This is a genomic window from Chitinophaga nivalis (assembly GCF_025989125.1).
In the GTDB taxonomy this organism is placed as follows: domain Bacteria; phylum Bacteroidota; class Bacteroidia; order Chitinophagales; family Chitinophagaceae; genus Chitinophaga; species Chitinophaga nivalis.
Map to the genome: position 1 here is coordinate 6,954,312 of NZ_JAPDNR010000001.1, position 18,560 is coordinate 6,972,871.

Below are 18,560 nucleotides of genomic sequence, written 5' to 3' on the forward strand. Positions count from 1 at the left end.
AAGTAACTTGGGCGGGCGCGCATATGCTTATATCTATTTTCCATTAATTGCTGAAATGTATGAGAAAGGTGGTTTCTTCGGGTCAACCAACAATAAAGGAAATTGCAAAAAGGCTGAACATCTCTGTATCTACTGTATCACGGGCGTTACATGATCATCATAGTATCGGATTAAGAACCAAAGCCAGGGTTCAGCAGTTGGCCGCAGAAATGAATTATGAACGCAATCAGACAGCCATTTATTTCCAGCAGGGAAAAACATTCACCATCGGGATCCTGCTGCCAGAGCTGTCGGAAGCCTTTTTCTCCAGTGCCATCAGTGGCATTGAAGATACGGCCTACAGTAATAACTATACCGTATTGTTAGGTCAGTCGCATGATGATGAAGCCCGTGAAAAACAAATCATACAAAGCATGAAACAACACCGGGTAGATGGTTGTATTGTTTCTCTCGGCAAAAATACCCGCAACTATGAACACTTCGAAATGCTGCAACAGGCACGTATTCCGGTTGTTTTTTTTGATCGGATTCCCGACCTTCCTAACATACATGCTGTTTCCTGCAATCTCGAATCCGGTACCATCCAGGCAGTAGATTTTCTGCTGAAAAAAGGGCACCGGGTCATTGGTATGATTAATGGTCCGGAACAGCTCATGGCCAGCAAAGAACGCGCTACCGGCTACATTAAAGCATTAGGTAAACACAGGCTGAAATACGATCCTGAACTGATCGTAAATGCAGACCTCACGGTCGCTGGTACGGAAAGCGCCATGCAATATCTCCTTTCCCTGAAGAGAAAAGTGACCGCCATCGTTACCTTCAACGACTATGTAGCCATGGATGCGGTACAGTATGCCCTGAAACAAAAACTGGAAATAAATAAAGACATTACTTTTGTATCTTACGCCAACACACCGGTGAGTGGCTACACGGCTTTTCCGCCGGCAGCATCGGTAGAGCAGTTTCCCTATGAACAGGGACAGGCGGCTACGCATATGTTGTTATCATTGCTGAGCGGAGAACGCCCTTTAAATGATTATCAGAATAACAGGATGGAGTCGCGGCTGGTTATTCACAACCGATAGGGATTTCGCCGATAACCATGCCACAGTCTGTACCGTGGCTGGCTATTCGACCTCATTGTTCGCTGTTCTTATACTTGCCTTCTGGCTTAACTATTTTCCACTTAATTGCACTACGATTTTAAAGCAATTTTTTAACATTCCGTTCACGCAAACGCTTGCGTTAACCACGCAAGCGTTTGCGTAACTGCAAAAAAAGCGCACTTTTTCCCTATTTCCTGTATCTTGTCTGCCCACAACCAATTGATATCTCATGTACCAAAAAACGCGATTCCTCTTCGCCTCCCTGACTGTACTATGTTTCACGGGATTATCCCTGTATGCACAAACTTCCGCTCCTGCCCTCAACTACCATGATGCACGTAACTTTCCGGTGATCAATCAGTACCACCAGGAGCCTAATTTCAACCGGTTACCAGCCAGCTACAAGGCTACTGTGCGCCCGGCGGTATGGGCCCTCAGTATGAACAGCGCCGGTATCGCCATCCGCTTCCGCAGCAATGCCACCAACATAACGGCCCGGTGGAAAGTGATGCACAACGCCAACATGGCACACATGACCGCTACCGGCGTCAAAGGACTGGACCTCTATGCACTGGTCAACAACCAATGGCAGTTCGTTAACAGCGGCATTCCGGAAGGCAGCTTCAATTTCCAGCGGACCCTGTTGCAGGACGGCGATCCGGGCTGGCGTGAATACCTGCTCTTTCTGCCCTTGTATGATGGCGTAGATTCCCTTTCCATCGGCATAGAAAACGGTGCGGAAATCACGGCGCCACAACAATTACCGCTATCGGATAAACAACCCATTGTTTATTACGGCAGCAGCATTATACAAGGTGGTTGCGCTTCCCGGCCCGGCATGGCCATTACGAACATCCTCACCAGGCGCCTGCAGCGGCCAGTGATCAATCTCGGGTTCAGTGGCAACGGTATGTTTGAATCGGCCGTAGGAGCAGCCATTTGCGAAACCAAACCTGCCCTGCTGATAATTGACTGCAATCCGAATACAGCTGTAGAACTGATTCACGAAAGAGCGGTTAAACTGGTACAACAGCTTCGCGCCTGCCATCCTACAGTACCGGTACTGCTGGTAGAAAACTACCTGTACACCGGCGGCAACTTCCATAAAGCAGGGAAAGATGCCGACTTGCAAAAGAGAGCGGAACTGCGCAAAGCTTTTGATGACCTGATCAAAGCAGGCGTTAAAAACCTGCATTATCAATCCGGCGATGGCCTGATCGGTGATGACCTGGAAGGAACGATAGACAGTGTACATCCTACCGACATCGGGATGGAACGCTTTGCCACCAAAATCCAACCCATGTTACAACGTTTATTAAAAGCAAAATCATAGCTTTTATTTATATCATTTTATCATCCCGTATTATTTTTTAATTTTTCACGATGAAAAAACACCTGTATCTGCTGAGTATCCTGTTACTCGCTGCCTTGCATAGCATCGCCGCTGCACCGCCAGACAGCATTACCATTCCGGCTATCCCACATGCCTGCAGCTGGATTAACCAGCCGGCATCCTTTAAAATCACCGGCGCCAATGCCTTGTCTATTACCGCTGCCAAAGGCTCAGACTATTACAACTATGCCGGTGGTGGTTACAACATCGCCACCGCTCCCATCCTCGCTTTTACGCCGGATGAGAACTTTGTGCTGACCACCCGTATCAAAGTGGATTTCCACACACAATACGATGGCGGCGCCTTGTACCTCTTTGTTGATTCTTTGCAATGGACCAAGTTCCTGTTTGAGAAAAGCCATGCCGGCAAACTTATCATATGCGCTGGTGTGACCAATATTTTTACAGATGAAAGTAATAACGGGGAAGCACCTACGAACGAAGTGTATTTCAGGCTTGGTAAATCGGGGAAGCTATGTGGACTCTTCTATTCACTGGATGGTAAAAAATGGGAAATGATACGCATGTTCCACTGCGAGCCAAAGGGTCAGCTGCGGATAGGTTTTTCTTCGCAATCGCCGCAGGGAACTTCCTGTACGAGCTATTTCTCTGATATCAAATATACGCCAAAAGCCTTCAAGGATTTCTGGACCGGCGAATAAACACGTACTTTAAAAGACAACGGTTTGGCCCACAGACAGCAGCCATATTTCTTCGCTGTTATCTTCCGGCCAAACCGTTTTTTATTTGCGGCAATACCTGTTGATTTATTTCAGGTGGGCCTCAAAATAATCTGTTATTTTCTGCATCAGGTGTACACGGTCTTTACCCAGTACATTGTGTAAATGTCCCGGATATACGAAGTAGTCTACCTGTACTTCATTATCTACACAAGCCTTGAGGAAATCGATCGAATGCTGCCATACCACTACATCATCATTGGTACCATGAATCAGCATCAGTTTTCCCTGCAGGTTTTTGGTTTGCGTCAGCAGATTAGCCGTTGCATAACCTTCCGGGTTTTCCTGTGGCGTATCCATATAGCGTTCGGTATACATGATTTCATACTTGCTCCAGTCAATCACCGGACCACCGGCTACTGCTGCCTTAAACACGCCCGGATGACGCAACATCAGGGAAGTAGTCATAAAGCCACCATAGCTCCAGCCATGTACGCCCATTTGCTGTTGGTTCACAAAAGGCAGTGTTTTCAGATAAGCCACACCTTGCAGCTGATCATTCATTTCTACAGTACCCAACTGGCGGAAAGTAGCCTGTTCAAAGCCCATTCCGCGGTTAGCACTACCCCGGCCATCCATGGTAAAAATTACATAGCCGTGTTGCGCCATATACTCGTACCACAGGTTGCCGCTGTAAGGGAACGTGTTACGGATCAACTGTACATTGGGACCATTGTACAGGTATACAATCACCGGATAGGTTTTAGCCGCATCAAAGTCAACCGGCAAAATCAATTTGCCATACAAAGGCGTACCATCATCTGCCTTTAATGTTACCTGGCGGATTTCCGGACGCTGGAAGTCTTTCAACGGATCTGCCGCTGTAAGAATGGTTTGTTGCCATTTACCTTTGAGTGCCAGCAGTTGTGCGGCTCCCGGCACAGTACCGGAGCTGTAGGTATCCAGTACATAGGCGCCATCATTGCTCAGCTGTACATCATGCCAGCCGGCTGCGGTATCCAACCGGCGCATCGCCGCTGTTTTCAGATTTACGGCATACGCGTGTTTTTCCATCGGACTTTCTTTGGCTGTGGTAATGATTACCTCATTGGCCGGCAGATGGAAACCCGTCAGCTCATTCACGATCCAATCGCCTTTGGTGAGCTGGCGTTGCAGTTGTCCCTGTGTATTGTACAGGTAAAGATGGGCGTAACCATCCCGGTCGCTCCACCAGATAAACTGATCCGGCTTATTGGGAATAAAAGTAAGCGGATGGGAAGGATGTACATATTTTTTATCTGATTCTTCCAGCAGTGTTTTCACCTGTTCACCGGAAGCAGCATTGTATTGGTTCAGCCACAGGTGGTTTTGTGCGCGGTTGAGCAGTGCTACATAAATTGATTGCTGATCCGGCGCCCAGGTAACACAGGTCAGGTAATGATCTGCTTCACCAGCCGTTTTCAGGAAGGTGGTCTTTTTAGTAGCCGGGTCGTATACACCCAGCGTTACCTCATGGGATTTGCCGCCGGCCATCGGATACTTGATAATATTGGCATAAGCGGGTGTTACCGCCCAGTTGATCACCGGATAGTCGTTGACCATACGTTGATCCATGCGGTAGAACGCCACCAGGTTGCCTTTGGGCGAAAAGAAGATACCTTTGTCGATCCCAAATTCTTCCCGATGTACACTCTTACCATTCAGGATATTACTATCTGTATCATTGGTAATGGCATGTTCTGTACCATCGGCTGTGCGCAGGAATAAATTATTTTTAATGGTATAGGCAATATTCCCGCTGGCAGCGTTGACGGTGATATTCTCCGCTGTTTCCGGCAGGGTGCACCAGGTGGTGAAAGTCAGGCGGCCATTGTCGGTTTGTCCTTTATACAGCGTAGTGCCGCTGCTGAACCAGGCCGTACCGGCCGCGATCCAATGCAGGGCAGGCAGGGCACGTAATGGTTTGGCGCTAAACAACTGCGCATTGAGAGCAGTCAGGGAAAGCAGGGTATCTGCCTTTCCGGCTGGCACGGTATATTTTACCCAGGCAGTGTTACCATCGGCTGTTACCAGGCGGCTATAGGCATTCTCACCGGGCAGCCACTCAAACTGTTTCACCCGTTCAGGGGCCAGCTGCTGACGAAGCCCGTTGGTAGCTTCTGCCATGGTATACTTACGTTGCTGGGCATACGAAAATTGCAGTCCTCCAACAACACATCCTGTCAAAAGCAACAATAATGCTTTTCTCATGTCCTTTTTATTTTTAGGAGACGAAAATAAAAATAAATAGGAATTAGCCGCGGAGGAATTAAAAAATAAGGAGGAGATCAGTTATACTGATCTCCTCCTTATGCTATAAAATTTATATTTCGGGAGATGATTTACATCGCCAGGTGTTGTCTGACCCATTCTTTTTCTTCGGGCAGCAGGTAGTCTGCTCTTTTTTCCGTGATCCAGGAGAAGGTTTTCTTTACATCTGCCTTCACGGAACGGAAACGGAAGAGGAATTCCATACCCAGCATCAGGTCTGTAAAGCCGTTTTTCACGGTTTCCATCGTCATCCGGGCACTGCTACGTCTTTTGGAAAGTAGCTCAGTAATGCGGGTAATCACCGGCTGGATGGCCGTTTCATCGGCATATTTGTTAATCGCCTCCATCGCCTCAAACTTCAGCTGGCCACGTAACAGGCAGCGGGCATAGAAAAGGGCTTCTTTTTCCTTTTCAATATCGGCGATGGTTGCAAAAGCCAGGCTTTTCACATCCTGCCGGTGGTAATCCAACAGGCGTTTCAGGGCTGGTAAACTTTTCTGGCTGGCCACTTTATGCAGCAGCAGGGTGATATAATAAATATCATATTCATTCACCGTGCGCTTCAACAGCGACAGGGCCCACTCTTCCACGGCGGGGTTATGGGTACCCCGTAAAGCCAGGAGGGCCGAACGGCGAATATTATTATTCTGTGATAAAGTATTATTGAATAAAGGTTCCAGGTTGATGTATCCCGGAATGAGCAGGCCCCGCTCCAGGTCTTGCTGGATGGCCGTGATCATGTCTGTATCCTGCTCCATTCTGAGCTGGTCCAGCAAAAAGCGGATTACTTCCGGGTCGTTGGTGTTTCTGGAAAGCTGGGTAATGATGAAAATGGCGGCGCGGCGTTTTTCTTTATCGGGTTCGGATGCGATATACTGATACAGAAGGGGTATATAAGCGTGATTAGCCAGTTGCTCTGCTTCACGGAGTGCTTTCCAGCTGATGGTTTGGGCGTTATTCAATTGCTCCGAGCGATCGCATATCCGTATAATAAGATTAGTAAGGTAGTCAATCATCTGTAGTTATTTTGATCTGCTACCCGTCTGTTTTCAATTATCATACCAACCTGAACAAACCCTAGAAAAGTGCAGGGGGCCAGCGTCGACAATTAACAGTTTTATATTACATTTGCCCCTGTATTTTCTGACTGGTTTTGATATTTGAATAGAACGTAAAGCATGCATATATTACTCAAAAACGTAAAGATTACAGCACCTTCCTCTCCTTTGCACGGGCAGCAAAAAGATATTTCCATTCAAAACGGCATCATTCAACAGATAGCAGATCATCTCGAAGATCCCTATGCTACTGTGATTGCGGGCGATAACCTGCATGTTTCTGCCGGATGGATGGATATCTTCTCCCACTTCTGCGATCCGGGCCAGGAACACAAGGAAGATCTGTACAGCGGTGTGAAGGCAGCAGCCACCGGCGGGTTTACGACGGTGATGATCGTACCCAACACCCAACCGGCCCTGCATACCAAGCCGCAGATCGAATACGTACTGAGCACTACACGACATGCTGCAGCAACGGTACTGCCAATTGGCGCCGTTACCAAAAATCTGGAAGGAAGCGGCCTGGCCGAAATGTATGAAATGCACCATGCGGGCGCCATTGCGTTTTCAGATGGCCTTAAGCCCCTGCAATCCCCCGGTCTGATGCTCAAAGCCCTCCAGTATATCAAGGCTTTTGACGGCACCTTACTCCAGGTACCCGACGACCAAAGTATTTCTGCCCATGGACTCATGAATGAAGGCGTTGCTTCCACCCGGCTGGGCATGCCCGGCAAACCGGCCATCGCGGAAGAACTCATCATTCAGCGGGACCTCCGGCTCGCAAAATATACAGACTCCCGTATCCACTTCACCGGTATCAGCACCCGCCGGTCAGTAGACCTGATCGCAGCTGCCAAAGCTGAAGGGATCAAAGTAACCTGCTCTGTAACCCCTTATCATTTATCCTTAACCGACGAACAGCTTTTCAGCTACGATACCCACTTAAAAGTAAATCCTCCGCTACGTACAGCCGATGATGTACAAGCCTTACAGGAAGCATTGCAAGCGGGTATTATTGACTGTATTGCCACCCACCACCAACCCCAGGACTGGGATGCCAAGCAGGTAGAATTTGAATATGCAAAGTATGGGATGATAGGATTGGAAAGCGCTTTTGGCGTGTTAAGACAATACCTTCCCAACCTCCCCATTGATCAGCTGATTACCCTGCTTTCTGCACAACCCAGAAAAGTATTCGGACTGCCACAACCCGCTCTGATGGAGGGCGCAGCCGCTAACCTCACGGTATTTAATCCGGATATCAACTGGGAGTTTACTACTGCACATATTGCTTCCCGATCCAAAAATTCACCGTATATTGGAAGCCAACTGAAGGGCAAGGTGATTGCCACAGTTAATGGTCCTATTTTTCATCTAAACTCTTAACCTACATGCAACAAACTTCGAATCCCGGCATCAAATGGGGTATTATTTCCGGATTAGTATTAATTTTTCTGAATGTCATTAGCTGGGTCGCAGGTTCCTCCATCCTATTTGCCTGGTGGAACAGTATTATTCAATTGTTAATATTTGCTTTCTTCGGTATACTCGCCGGCATAGAGGCAAAAAAAGCCGCTGGTGGATTTATCAGTTTTAAAGATGTGTTAAAACCGGTTTTCATCACCTTCATCATTGGTACGCTGATGATTACGCTGTACCAGTATGTACTGTATAAATTCATTGATCCATCGCTGGTAGATGCACTCAAACATCATATCATGCAGGCAACTGAAAGCACCCTGCGTATGATGAAAGCGCCGCAGGACGAAATCGACAAACAACTCGATGAACTCAACGGCACAGACTTTAATGTGGGCTTGTCCAAATCTTTCATGGATTTCCTGAAGGGTATTATTTTCTACTTTGTTATATCTGTTATCATTGCCCTGATCGTCCGTAAAAAGGCGCCGGTGGACGTGAAACTATAATACTATGCTATCAAGATGAACATATCCGTAATCGTTCCTTTAAAAAACGAAGAAGAATCATTGCCTGAACTGGCAGCCTGGATAGCCCGGGTGATGCAGGCCCACCACTTTACCTATGAGGTATGGATGGTGGACGACGGCAGCACCGACGATTCCTGGCAAGTGATACAACAGCTGGCTGCACAGAACCAACATATCAAAGGCATTAAATTCCAACGGAACTACGGCAAATCTGCCGCACTGAACGAAGGATTCAATGCTGCCCAGGGTGATGTTGTCATTACCATGGATGCGGATCTGCAGGACAGTCCCGATGAAATTCCGGAGCTGTACCGCATGATTACCGAAGGAAAATATGACCTGGTCAGCGGCTGGAAAAAGAAACGTTACGATAATGCGTTCACTAAAAACCTGCCATCAAAGTTGTACAACTATACCACTACCCGGATGAGTGGCGTAAAGCTGCACGATATGAACTGCGGCCTGAAAGCCTATCGTAAAAAGGTAGTGAAATCCATAGAGGTATACGGGGAAATGCATCGCTATATTCCTGTTATCGCCAAATGGAACGGCTTCCGTAACATCGGTGAAAAAGTGGTAGAACACCGTGCCCGTAAATACGGCACCAGTAAGTTCGGTCTGGAACGCTTTATCAATGGCTTCCTCGACCTGGCTTCCATTATGTTCATCGGGAAATTCGGGAAACGTCCGATGCACCTTTTTGGTGCACTTGGCTCCCTCTTCTTCTTTATTGGCTTTGTTATTGCGTTCTATCTGACCATTGCTAAAATACTGTACTACCAGTACAACATGACAGACAGACCTATCTTTTATCTCGCCCTGTTGGCGATGATCATAGGTTCTCAGCTGTTTCTCACCGGATTTATCGGTGAACTGGTAACCCGCAATGCACCGGAACGTAATTCATACCTCGTGGAAGAACGGATGGATTGCTCCGAAAAGGAATAACGCTAAATGCAGTGACGTATTACATATGTTAAACAAGCGCTGTTTTCCGGAAGACAAATACACAGATCATCCGTCGTTCGCTTCCCGACAACAGCGCTTGTTGCATGCATAATCCGTTATGCACCCTGATAAAAATGACTGACAAAAAGCAGAAAATACTAATCCTTGGCACAGCCTATCCTTTCCGGGGTGGGCTGGCTGCTTATAATGAGCGGCTCGCAGAAGAGCTCCAGCAAACGGATGATGTGGAAATATGGACGTTTACCATCCAATATCCCAACTTCCTCTTTCCCGGCAAGAGCCAATACTCTACCGACCCGGCCCCCCGGCACCTGCGGATCAAACGGCTCATCAATGCCGTTAATCCTATCAACTGGTGGATCATGGGACGCAAAATCCGGCAAATGAATCCGGATATCATCATCTCCAAATACTGGCTTCCTTTTATGGGCCCCTGCCTCGGTACCCTGCTCCGGCTGGGTAAAAAAGGCCATCGGACCAAAGTGATTGCCGTACTGGATAATGTGGTACCACATGAGAAAAGGCCCGGGGATGTACTTTTCACCAAATACTTCCTCAAACCGGTAGATGCCTTTGTGGCCATGAGTCAGTCGGTACTCAACGACCTGCGTACTTTTGAACCGCATAAACCGGCATCGCTCATTCCACATCCCATTTACGATAACTATGGTGCGCTTATCTCCAAAGAAGCCGCACGCGCGCAGCTGAAACTGACACCTGGCAAGCGTTATATCCTGTTCTTCGGTTTCATCCGCCAATACAAAGGCCTCGACCTGCTGCTGCAGGCTATGGCTGATGAACGGATGAAAAAGCTGGATGTACATGCCATCGTAGCCGGAGAATACTATGAAGACGCTGCACCCTATCAGCAGTTGCTGGAACAACTGCAACTGGGTGATCGGGTACTCATGCATACCGATTTTATTCCGACAGAAGCCGTGAAAAATTATTTCTGTGCGGCCGACCTGGTGGTACAGCCTTATAAAAGTGCTACCCAAAGCGGCATTTCACAGATTGCCTACCATTTCGAAAAACCGATGGTAGTTACCAATGTAGGCGGTCTCGTGGAAATGGTACCAGACGGTGTGGTAGGATTTCAGGCAGCTCCTGATCCCGCCGACATTGCAGCTGCTATTGAAAAATATTTCGTCGGCAACCACGAAGCAGCGATGGTAGCAGCACTCAAAAAAGAAAAATTACAATATTCCTGGGCACGACTGGCCAAAGAAATTCATACATTAGCGGCAGGCGTAAAACGCGATGCATAGCCCAAAACAACAACAATGATATACAGAAGTAAAGCACCTCTGCGTATAGGCCTTGCCGGTGGCGGCACAGATGTAAGTCCGTATTCGGACTTATACGGCGGGGCAATTCTGAATGCTACCATATCTTTATACGCAAGAGCTGCGATAGAACCACGCACTGATGGAAAAATTATTTTTGAATGTGCCGACCGCAGGGAGACTGCTACCTATGATGCCGTATATCCATTACCGTTAGATGGCACACTGGATATTCTCAAAGGCGTGATCAACCGGGTACAGAAAGACTTCGGTACTTTATCCGGCAACGGATTCAAGCTCACCACCTATGTGGATGCACCCGCCGGCTCCGGCCTGGGGACTTCTTCCACCCTGGTAGTAGCGGTACTGGGCGCTTTTGCCGAATGGCTGAAACTTCCCCTGGGCGAATATGATATGGCCCATCTGGCCTACTGTATCGAACGAGAGGACCTACAACAAGCCGGTGGCAAGCAGGATCAATATGCAGCCACCTTCGGCGGCGTTAACTTCATGGAGTTTTACAAAGGCGATAAAGTCATTGTAAACCCACTCCGCATCAAGGAAGTAAACCTGCACGAACTGGAGAACAACCTGGTATTGTTCTACACTTCTACCAGCCGTCTCTCCTCTTCCATCATCTCTGAGCAACAAAAAAATGTAACCGATAAAAAGGATGATTCCATTGAAGCCATGCACCACCTGAAAGAACAGGCGATCATGATGAAGGAAGCTATCCTCCGCGGTACCATTGATAAAATAGGCGAAATACTGAATTACGGTTTCGAATACAAGAAAAAAATGGCCAAAGGCATTACCAACCCGCAACTGGATGAAATCTACGATGCGGCCCGTAAAGCCGGCGCCAGCGGCGGAAAAATATCCGGCGCCGGTGGAGGTGGTTTCATGATTTTCTATTGCCCCGGCAATACCCGCTTTGCAGTAGTAGATGCACTCAGCGGTTTTGGCGGCGATGTAAAACGCTATAACTTTACTACCCACGGTATTCAAACCTGGAGCATCTAAGTATCTCACCTACAAAACAGAACGGGATGAAACAAAAAATTGCCAACACCATTCGTCAGAGTATTGCGGTAAAAGAAGCCATCTGCCAGGACGAATTGTTGTTACACACCATACAACAGGTAGCAGAAGTGATTACCCACAGCCTGCAAACCGATCATAAGATTCTCTTTTGCGGTAACGGCGGCAGCGCTGCAGATGCACAGCACCTGGCAGCAGAATTCTCCGGCCGCTTCTATAAAGACCGTACGCCTTTATATGCAGAAGCCCTGCACTGCAATACCTCCTATCTCACTGCTGTAGGCAACGACTACGGCTACGACCAGGTATATGCCCGTATCCTCCGTGGTATCGGCAAACCCGGTGATGTACTGGTAGGCATCTCTACTTCCGGCAATTCTGCCAACATTCTGGAAGCCATGAAAACGGCCAAAGAACAAGGGATGATTGTGGTAAGCATGACCGGCAGTACCGGCGGTAAAATGAAAGATGGCAGCGATTACCTGATCAATATACCTTCCACCGATACTCCCCGTATCCAGGAAGCCCACATTACAGTCGGACATATCATCTGCGAAATAGTAGAAAATAATCTCTTTGGCGAATGATCACTGAATGTATTGTACTGGCAGGAGGCCTGGGAACCCGCCTACGCAGCGTAGTGGCAGACAAACCCAAATGCATGGCGCCGGTAGGCGATCAGCCTTTTTTGTATTACCTGCTGCAATACCTGCACCGGCAAGGCATTACTCACGCAGTACTGTCTCTGGGTTACAAATCAGAACAGGTGATCTCCTGGTGCGAACAAACACCATTGCCATTACGTGTATCCTTTACCGTAGAACGGGAGCCATTGGGTACTGGTGGCGGTATTTTACACGCACTACCAGCCATCTCCGGCGAAGCCGTATTCATTGTAAACGGCGATACTTACTTCGACGTAGACCTGGCCGCTTTCCGGCAGTTTCACCAGCAACAGCACAGTCAGTTGTCGCTGGCCCTGAAACCCATGCAGCAATTTGACCGGTACGGCAGTATTACACTGGACGGGCAACAACGGATCACCGCTTTCCATGAAAAACGATTCTGTGAGGCGGGCCTGATCAATGGAGGTATCTATCTGACTTCCCCTGCTTATTTGAAAAGCCTGTCTTTACCGGAAAAGTTTTCTTTTGAGCAATCTGTACTGGAACCGCAGGTAACTGCCGGCAACCTCTATGGCTTTGTGAGTGATACCTATTTCATTGATATCGGTATCCCGGAAGATTATGCCGCAGCACAACAATATTTAACCGGCAACCACTAACCGTCCATACAGGCGGAAGTACTGCTATATCATCCACAAACATGACCTTATTCCTCGACAGAGACGGTGTGATCAATGATGAAATCCGCGACAGCTACGTGCTGCATCCGGATATGTTCCGTTTCAGCGATGGTGTATTAACGGCGATGCCGCTACTGGCCCAACATTTCGAACGGATTGTGATTGTTACCAATCAGCGCTGTATCGGTAGAGGGTTACTGACGGTGGCCGGCCTGGAGGAAATTCACGCACAGATGCTGGCGACTATCCGGCAACATGGCGGCAGAATTGACAACATCTATTTCTGTCCCGACGTCAATAACGACAGTCCTTGCCGCAAACCACAAAGTGGCATGGCCTTACAGGCCCGGCAGGATTTTCCGGAAATAGATTTCGAACAATCCGTGATGGTAGGTAATACCCTCAGCGATATGCAGTTTGGGAAAACACTGGGCATGCACACAGTATTTATTCCTTCTACCTGGCCGGAAGTACCTTTTCCCCATCCGCTCATCGACAAACGGGTAGAAAACCTGTTGCAGTTTGCGCAGGAAATACAATAAAATTCAATCAGAACCGTATTATAGATATGGTAAAAAAGTTACTACTATCACTGTTTCCGCTACTCACGTGTGTGTTGCTATATGCACAGTGCCCGGATGCCGCTGCATTGACCTTATTACGACAGCAACAGGATACCCTGCAGCACCTCAGCCAGGAAATTTTCAATGGTAAAGGCAACGAAGGCCGTACAAAGGCCGTGGATGCCTTCATTCCAACGCTGGTGCGGGCGCTGAAAACCAAATACGCTTTCCGCTTTCCTTTCGACTCCCTGAAAACCGTTTCCATACAATACCCTGCAGATAGTTCTTTCCGGATATTCTCGTGGGCGCTGGAGCTGGAAACAGGCTTCTACAGGCATTTTGGCGCTATTCAGATGAATACGCCCGACGGACAGCTGAAATTGTTCCCGCTCTTTGATGCCTCCGACTACCTGAGTAATCCGGATACGATTACCAATAATAAATCCTGGTACGGCTGCCTCTACTACAATATCGTACAACGGCATTATTTCAATCAGGAGTACTACACCCTCTTCGGCTGGGATCCCAACAATCCGCGCAGCCAGAAAAAGATAGTGGAAATGCTGACCTTTAAAAACGGTACGCCTGTATTCGGCGGACCTTTTTTCAGCTTTTCGGAAGACAGCGTGCCCACGCCTACCCGCAACCGCTTTATCATAGAGTATAAAAAGGAAAGCACCGCTACGCTCAACTATAATAAAGAACTGGACATGATTGTATATGATCACCTGATTTCAGAAACCAATGAGCCGGTGAAGAAATATACCTATGTGTCTGACATGGATTATGAGGGCTTTAAATGGAAAGCCGGCAAATGGGTACATATCAATAAGGTTTTCCATGATGCCATTCCATTGGGTAAAGGCGCTCCGACCCCGATGCCCCTTGATCAGAAGAAAAAAAGTATGATGCATCCTAAATCGGCAGAAGATTTTCAGCCGGCGACACCTGCCCAAAAGAAGAAAAAACAATAACGGCAACGTTATCAAACAACATAAAAAAACGGGAGCAGATTGGATCTGCTCCCGTTTTTTATAACGATCTATCAATTAAAACAATTCGCCCTGACCTCCGGTCGTTTCATTCGGATCCGGATCTTCATCTTCCGACAACAGTTCCGCACTGATCAGGTCATCTCCTGCAATCCGCGTACCTACCGCTTTCCAGCCGGTTACTTCCACAAATTCGGAGAGATCTATTTCTTCTTCTTCGGGGCTCCGTTTTTTACCTGTTTTCAGCAGTACTACCGGTTGGGTATGGGTAGTCACCATTTCCAGGTAATTATTGGTGCCTTCCTTAATGAAGAGGAATTTATTATTTAATGTCTGCGTTTCAATACGGAAACGTTTCACATTAAACTGTTTTTTATCTGCATCAAAATAGATGGCCGTCACTACTTTTTCCGGATTGAACTTCTCAATGTACACGACGTCATTGGACTCGTAGCGGTTGATCAGTTCATAGTTGGTGAGCTCGTAGGTACCGTTTTTGAAGGCAACGAAAATTTTATCTTCTCCTTCAAAACTGCCGATGTAAACGCCCCGCTCTTCTGTATTCAATCTGCCGGTTTCGGTATCGTACCAGATTTTCTGGCCTGCCAGGGTAGATACGCCTTTCTCTTTGAATTTAACGCTGCGGATCGGGTATTTGGTCACCACGTTCCCCATGGAAATACGCCCTTTGATGGCGATGGTTTCAAAGAAGAGATCAAACTCTTTGTTACGGGCATTACAGTTAGGACTGAGTTTAATCGTTACTACTTCTGCTTCTCCATTGGCGTTGGCAGAGAAATAATGCACTTTGGAATTTTTCTCTCCTTTGTGTGCCAGCTCATATTCCTTATCACGGGTAACACCGGTTACATTAAAACGTTTGGCGTAGCTGACACCGGTTTTACCTTCTACATAAATCATGTTGTAGGTAGTACGTTCATCATTCTTGCGGAATACATCCACGTGAATAATGTCTTTTCCTACAAAGGTTTTATCGGCTACTTTGGTCACCAGCATTTTACCATCCCGGCGGAAAACGATGATATTGTCGAGGTCAGAACAATCTGCCACAAACTCATCTTTCTTCAGGGAAGTACCAATGAAACCATCTGCACGGTTTACATAGATCTTGGTATTCGCAATGGCTACCTGTTGTACCTGGATGGTATCAAATGTTTTGATAATGGTTTTACGCTCGCGGCCTTTCCCGTATTTTTTCAGGAGGTTATCGAAGTAAGACACGGTGTAATCCACCAGGTTGGCGAGGTTGTTTTTCACCTCTTTGATTTCCCCTTCAATACCTTTGATCTGCTCGTTGAGTTCATTGATATCGAGGCGATATATACGACGTACAGGCTTCTCCGTTAGTTTCACAATATCTTCGCGGGTAATCTCGCGTTTCAGTTGTTTTTTATACGGCGTAAATCCTTTGTCGATAGCATTCAGAACGGTTTCCCAGTCTTTATGTTTCTGCTCCAGTTCCTTGTAGATCTGTTTTTCAAAGAAGATCTTTTCCAGGGAAGTATAGTGCCATTTTTCCTGCAACTCCGCCAGTTTAATTTCCAGTTCCTGTCTCAGCAGGTCTTTGGCATAATCGGTAGAGGCTTTCAGCAGGTCTGATACGGTCAGGAAGTGTGGTTTATCGCTGACAATTACACAGGCATTGGGAGAGATAGAGATTTCACAATCGGTAAATGCGTAGAGGGCATCTATGGTAATATCCGGTGAAATGCCCGGCGCCAGCTGTACTTCAATTTCTACTTCCGCAGCGGTATTATCCACTACTTTTTTGATCTTGATTTTACCGCTGTCGTTGGCTTTAACGATGGACTCCATTACCTGGGTGGTGGTAACACCATAAGGTACGTCCTTGATGAGCAGGGTCTTTTTGTCCTTCTCTTCAATGTGCGCCCTTACGCGTACTTTACCGCCGCGTTTACCATCATTATAGTTGGCAATATCAATCATACCACCGGTGATAAAGTCGGGGTACAATTCAAATTTCTTTCCTCTCAGGTATTTAACAGCCGCTTCTATGAGCTCACAGAAGTTGTGTGGTAATATTTTGGTAGACAGCCCCACCGCAATACCTTCTGCTCCCTGTGCCAGTAACAACGGGAATTTCATCGGTAAAGCCAGCGGTTCGTTTTTACGACCGTCGTAGCTGAGCTGCCAGGAAGTAGTCTTAGGGTTAAAAGCTACATCCAGTGCAAACTTTGATAAACGTGCCTCAATATACCTGGCGGCAGCCGCATCATCACCGGTTCTTACGTCGCCCCAGTTACCCTGTGTTTCAATCAGCAGGTCTTTTTGTCCAAGGTTTACGATAGCATCGCTGATAGAAGCATCCCCATGCGGGTGATACTGCATCGTTTGTCCGATAACGTTAGCCACTTTATTAAAGCGGCCGTCATCCATTTCTTTCATGGCATGCAGGATACGGCGCTGTACCGGTTTCAGGCCATCTTCCACGCTGGGTACAGCCCGTTCCAGGATTACATAGGATGCATAATCCAGAAACCAGCTCTCATACATGCCTCCAACGTGGATGACATTGTGCAGAGATTCATCTGATGTTATATTTTCCATATCCATGTATAGTACACTTACGAATTTACGTTAATCATTTTTTCAAAATCTTCCCGCCACACGCGTACGCTGTCACGCTGTACATCTGCAGTCGAATTCAGTTCTATAAAGCAACAGTCGGTAATAGCAATCAGCTGATGCCATACATTGACCGGTACTTCCACCCTCGCAGGCGCCGTTACTTCCGTGGTAATGATTTCCTTGCCGTCCAGCGGGCACCAGTGAATGGCTGCCTTGCCGCTGAACAGGAACATTATTTCCGGATCTTTATTCGGGCTTTTCCCTTCGTGGTAATGTTGTCCGCTGCTGCTGCCGGCGTGCCGGTAACACAGCATGAAATCGCCGCTTCGGGTGCATTCCCACATATAGTTGCTGCCACGGTCATCTTCCCCGACAAGCTGTATAGGCGTTACCGTTATCATGATGCGGTTTCATTGATGGTTTGTTCTCCCGGCAGCTTCACTTCAAAATCACGGATGGTTTTCAGTTCTCCTTTACTTTCCAGTTTACCTTCGCGGATCAGCTCTTTCAGCCGCCATCCCAGGAACTGGTCCATCACCGGGTATTTCAGTTTGCCGGTTACCTGTTGTACAACTTTCCAGGCTTTCACGAATTCTTTCCCGCTTTGCGTCACCAGTTCTTTATCGTAGAAAGCCGTTGCTTCTCCTCTTATCTTTTTCCCCCCTTCCAGCAAACGGATACCACCATTTTCATTCATGAGGCGGTGCCACTCTTCTCCATCCAGCTCATATTCTGCCAGGGATATCGGGCGGGCCAGTTTTTTTGCTTTCAGGAATTCTTTCGGCAATATCTGGTGCAGGTGTGTAGGATAGAATACGCCACCTTTCTCGTTGAGGAAAGGCAGGTTGTTCAGGTAGATGATATGTATCCGGCCGGCAAAATCATACAGTTGGCTGACCAACCAGTAATAGCCACAAACATCACGTGCATTCTGTCCTGCCCAGATCCATACTTCCAGCTCCGGCTCTTCTTTCAGCCGGGCTTTCAGGCTCCTGAACCGGTCTGCATCGCCCGGCGTTTCTTCCTCTTCGGGCGTTGCTACAGGCTGCGATGGTGGGGCTGTTTCTTCCGTAGTAACAGCAGCCGGTTGCGGCTGAATACCCGCGAGTTGCTGCCACCATAGTTTCCGAGCGGCCTGTCCATCTTTTGTATCCAATATAAACAAAGGTCCTACAGACAGATCATCTTCAAAATAAAGGATCTCTCCCTGCATTTTCTCATCCATCGCTACTGCTTCTCCCAGCACCGTAACTGCAGGCTGACCAAAAACTATATGTAACAAACCCATCATACTATT

The 18,560-nt window shown here is 47.5% G+C and carries 17 protein-coding genes; 12 read left to right on the plus strand and 5 right to left on the minus strand.

Going from position 1 to position 18,560, the window contains the following annotated elements; genetic code table 11:
- Positions 1-59: 59 nt before the first annotated feature.
- From OL444_RS25320 to OL444_RS25330, 3 genes are all read left to right on the plus strand, one after another.
- Positions 60-1,085 carry a LacI family DNA-binding transcriptional regulator gene (locus OL444_RS25320; protein ID WP_264728929.1) on the plus strand — a complete coding sequence of 342 codons (1,026 nt, stop codon included), beginning with the start codon at positions 60-62 and terminating at the stop codon, positions 1,083-1,085.
- 250 nt (positions 1,086-1,335) lie between these two features.
- Positions 1,336-2,439 (plus strand): SGNH/GDSL hydrolase family protein, encoded by a 1,104-nt coding sequence (locus OL444_RS25325; protein WP_264728926.1) that lies wholly within the window; start codon positions 1,336-1,338, stop codon positions 2,437-2,439.
- A 50-nt stretch (positions 2,440-2,489) separates the two neighbouring features.
- On the plus strand, positions 2,490-3,161 hold the full coding sequence (locus OL444_RS25330; protein WP_264728924.1) for a DUF1349 domain-containing protein: 672 nt from the start codon (positions 2,490-2,492) through the stop codon (positions 3,159-3,161).
- 105 nt (positions 3,162-3,266) lie between these two features.
- On the opposite strand, the gene OL444_RS25335 is transcribed toward OL444_RS25330, so the two are convergent.
- Both OL444_RS25335 and OL444_RS25340 read right to left on the minus strand, forming a co-directional pair.
- Positions 3,267-5,429, minus strand: a complete 2,163-nt coding sequence (locus tag OL444_RS25335) for a S9 family peptidase (protein WP_264728922.1) — start codon at positions 5,427-5,429, stop codon at positions 3,267-3,269.
- A 131-nt stretch (positions 5,430-5,560) separates the two neighbouring features.
- The gene (locus OL444_RS25340) at positions 5,561-6,505 is read right to left on the minus strand and encodes a hypothetical protein (protein WP_264728920.1); all 945 of its coding nucleotides are present in this window, start codon (positions 6,503-6,505) and stop codon (positions 5,561-5,563) included.
- 162 nt (positions 6,506-6,667) lie between these two features.
- Between OL444_RS25340 and OL444_RS25345 the strand changes: the two genes are divergently transcribed.
- The 9 genes from OL444_RS25345 (at position 6,668) to OL444_RS25385 (ending at position 14,635) form a co-directional block, all read left to right on the plus strand.
- Positions 6,668-7,933: a dihydroorotase gene (locus OL444_RS25345; protein WP_264728918.1), complete on the plus strand. Its 1,266-nt coding sequence runs from the start codon at positions 6,668-6,670 to the stop codon at positions 7,931-7,933.
- 5 nt (positions 7,934-7,938) lie between these two features.
- Positions 7,939-8,475 carry a DUF4199 domain-containing protein gene (locus OL444_RS25350; RefSeq protein WP_264728916.1) on the plus strand — a complete coding sequence of 179 codons (537 nt, stop codon included), beginning with the start codon at positions 7,939-7,941 and terminating at the stop codon, positions 8,473-8,475.
- 15 nt (positions 8,476-8,490) lie between these two features.
- Positions 8,491-9,444 (plus strand): glycosyltransferase family 2 protein, encoded by a 954-nt coding sequence (locus OL444_RS25355; protein ID WP_264728914.1) that lies wholly within the window; start codon positions 8,491-8,493, stop codon positions 9,442-9,444.
- 134 nt (positions 9,445-9,578) lie between these two features.
- Positions 9,579-10,733 carry a glycosyltransferase gene (locus OL444_RS25360; protein WP_264728912.1) on the plus strand — a complete coding sequence of 385 codons (1,155 nt, stop codon included), beginning with the start codon at positions 9,579-9,581 and terminating at the stop codon, positions 10,731-10,733.
- A 15-nt stretch (positions 10,734-10,748) separates the two neighbouring features.
- Entirely contained in the window at positions 10,749-11,774 is a 1,026-nt protein-coding gene (locus tag OL444_RS25365) for a GHMP family kinase ATP-binding protein (protein WP_264728910.1), read from the plus strand.
- Positions 11,775-11,800: 26 nt separating this feature from the next.
- Positions 11,801-12,379 carry a D-sedoheptulose-7-phosphate isomerase gene (locus OL444_RS25370; protein ID WP_264728908.1) on the plus strand — a complete coding sequence of 193 codons (579 nt, stop codon included), beginning with the start codon at positions 11,801-11,803 and terminating at the stop codon, positions 12,377-12,379.
- The gene (locus tag OL444_RS25375) at positions 12,376-13,077 is read left to right on the plus strand and encodes a nucleotidyltransferase family protein (RefSeq protein ID WP_264728906.1); all 702 of its coding nucleotides are present in this window, start codon (positions 12,376-12,378) and stop codon (positions 13,075-13,077) included. Before OL444_RS25370 ends, OL444_RS25375 begins: the two co-directional genes overlap by 4 nt.
- A gap of 41 nt (positions 13,078-13,118) precedes the next feature.
- Positions 13,119-13,640 carry a D-glycero-alpha-D-manno-heptose-1,7-bisphosphate 7-phosphatase gene (locus OL444_RS25380; RefSeq protein WP_264728904.1) on the plus strand — a complete coding sequence of 174 codons (522 nt, stop codon included), beginning with the start codon at positions 13,119-13,121 and terminating at the stop codon, positions 13,638-13,640.
- A 26-nt stretch (positions 13,641-13,666) separates the two neighbouring features.
- Positions 13,667-14,635, plus strand: a complete 969-nt coding sequence (locus OL444_RS25385; protein ID WP_264728902.1) for a hypothetical protein — start codon at positions 13,667-13,669, stop codon at positions 14,633-14,635.
- Positions 14,636-14,710: 75 nt separating this feature from the next.
- On the opposite strand, the gene OL444_RS25390 is transcribed toward OL444_RS25385, so the two are convergent.
- Genes OL444_RS25390 through OL444_RS25400 form a run of 3 tightly spaced genes read right to left on the minus strand, consistent with a single transcriptional unit; the run spans position 14,711 to position 18,545 of the window.
- Positions 14,711-17,242 (minus strand): DNA gyrase/topoisomerase IV subunit A, encoded by a 2,532-nt coding sequence (locus tag OL444_RS25390; RefSeq protein WP_264728899.1) that lies wholly within the window; start codon positions 17,240-17,242, stop codon positions 14,711-14,713.
- Positions 17,243-17,259: 17 nt separating this feature from the next.
- A complete protein-coding gene (locus OL444_RS25395) occupies positions 17,260-17,664 on the minus strand; it encodes a hypothetical protein (RefSeq protein WP_264728897.1) in 405 nt (134 codons plus the stop codon).
- A complete protein-coding gene (locus OL444_RS25400; protein WP_264728896.1) occupies positions 17,661-18,545 on the minus strand; it encodes a DUF1835 domain-containing protein in 885 nt (294 codons plus the stop codon). Before OL444_RS25400 ends, OL444_RS25395 begins: the two co-directional genes overlap by 4 nt.
- Positions 18,546-18,560: the final 15 nt, after the last annotated feature.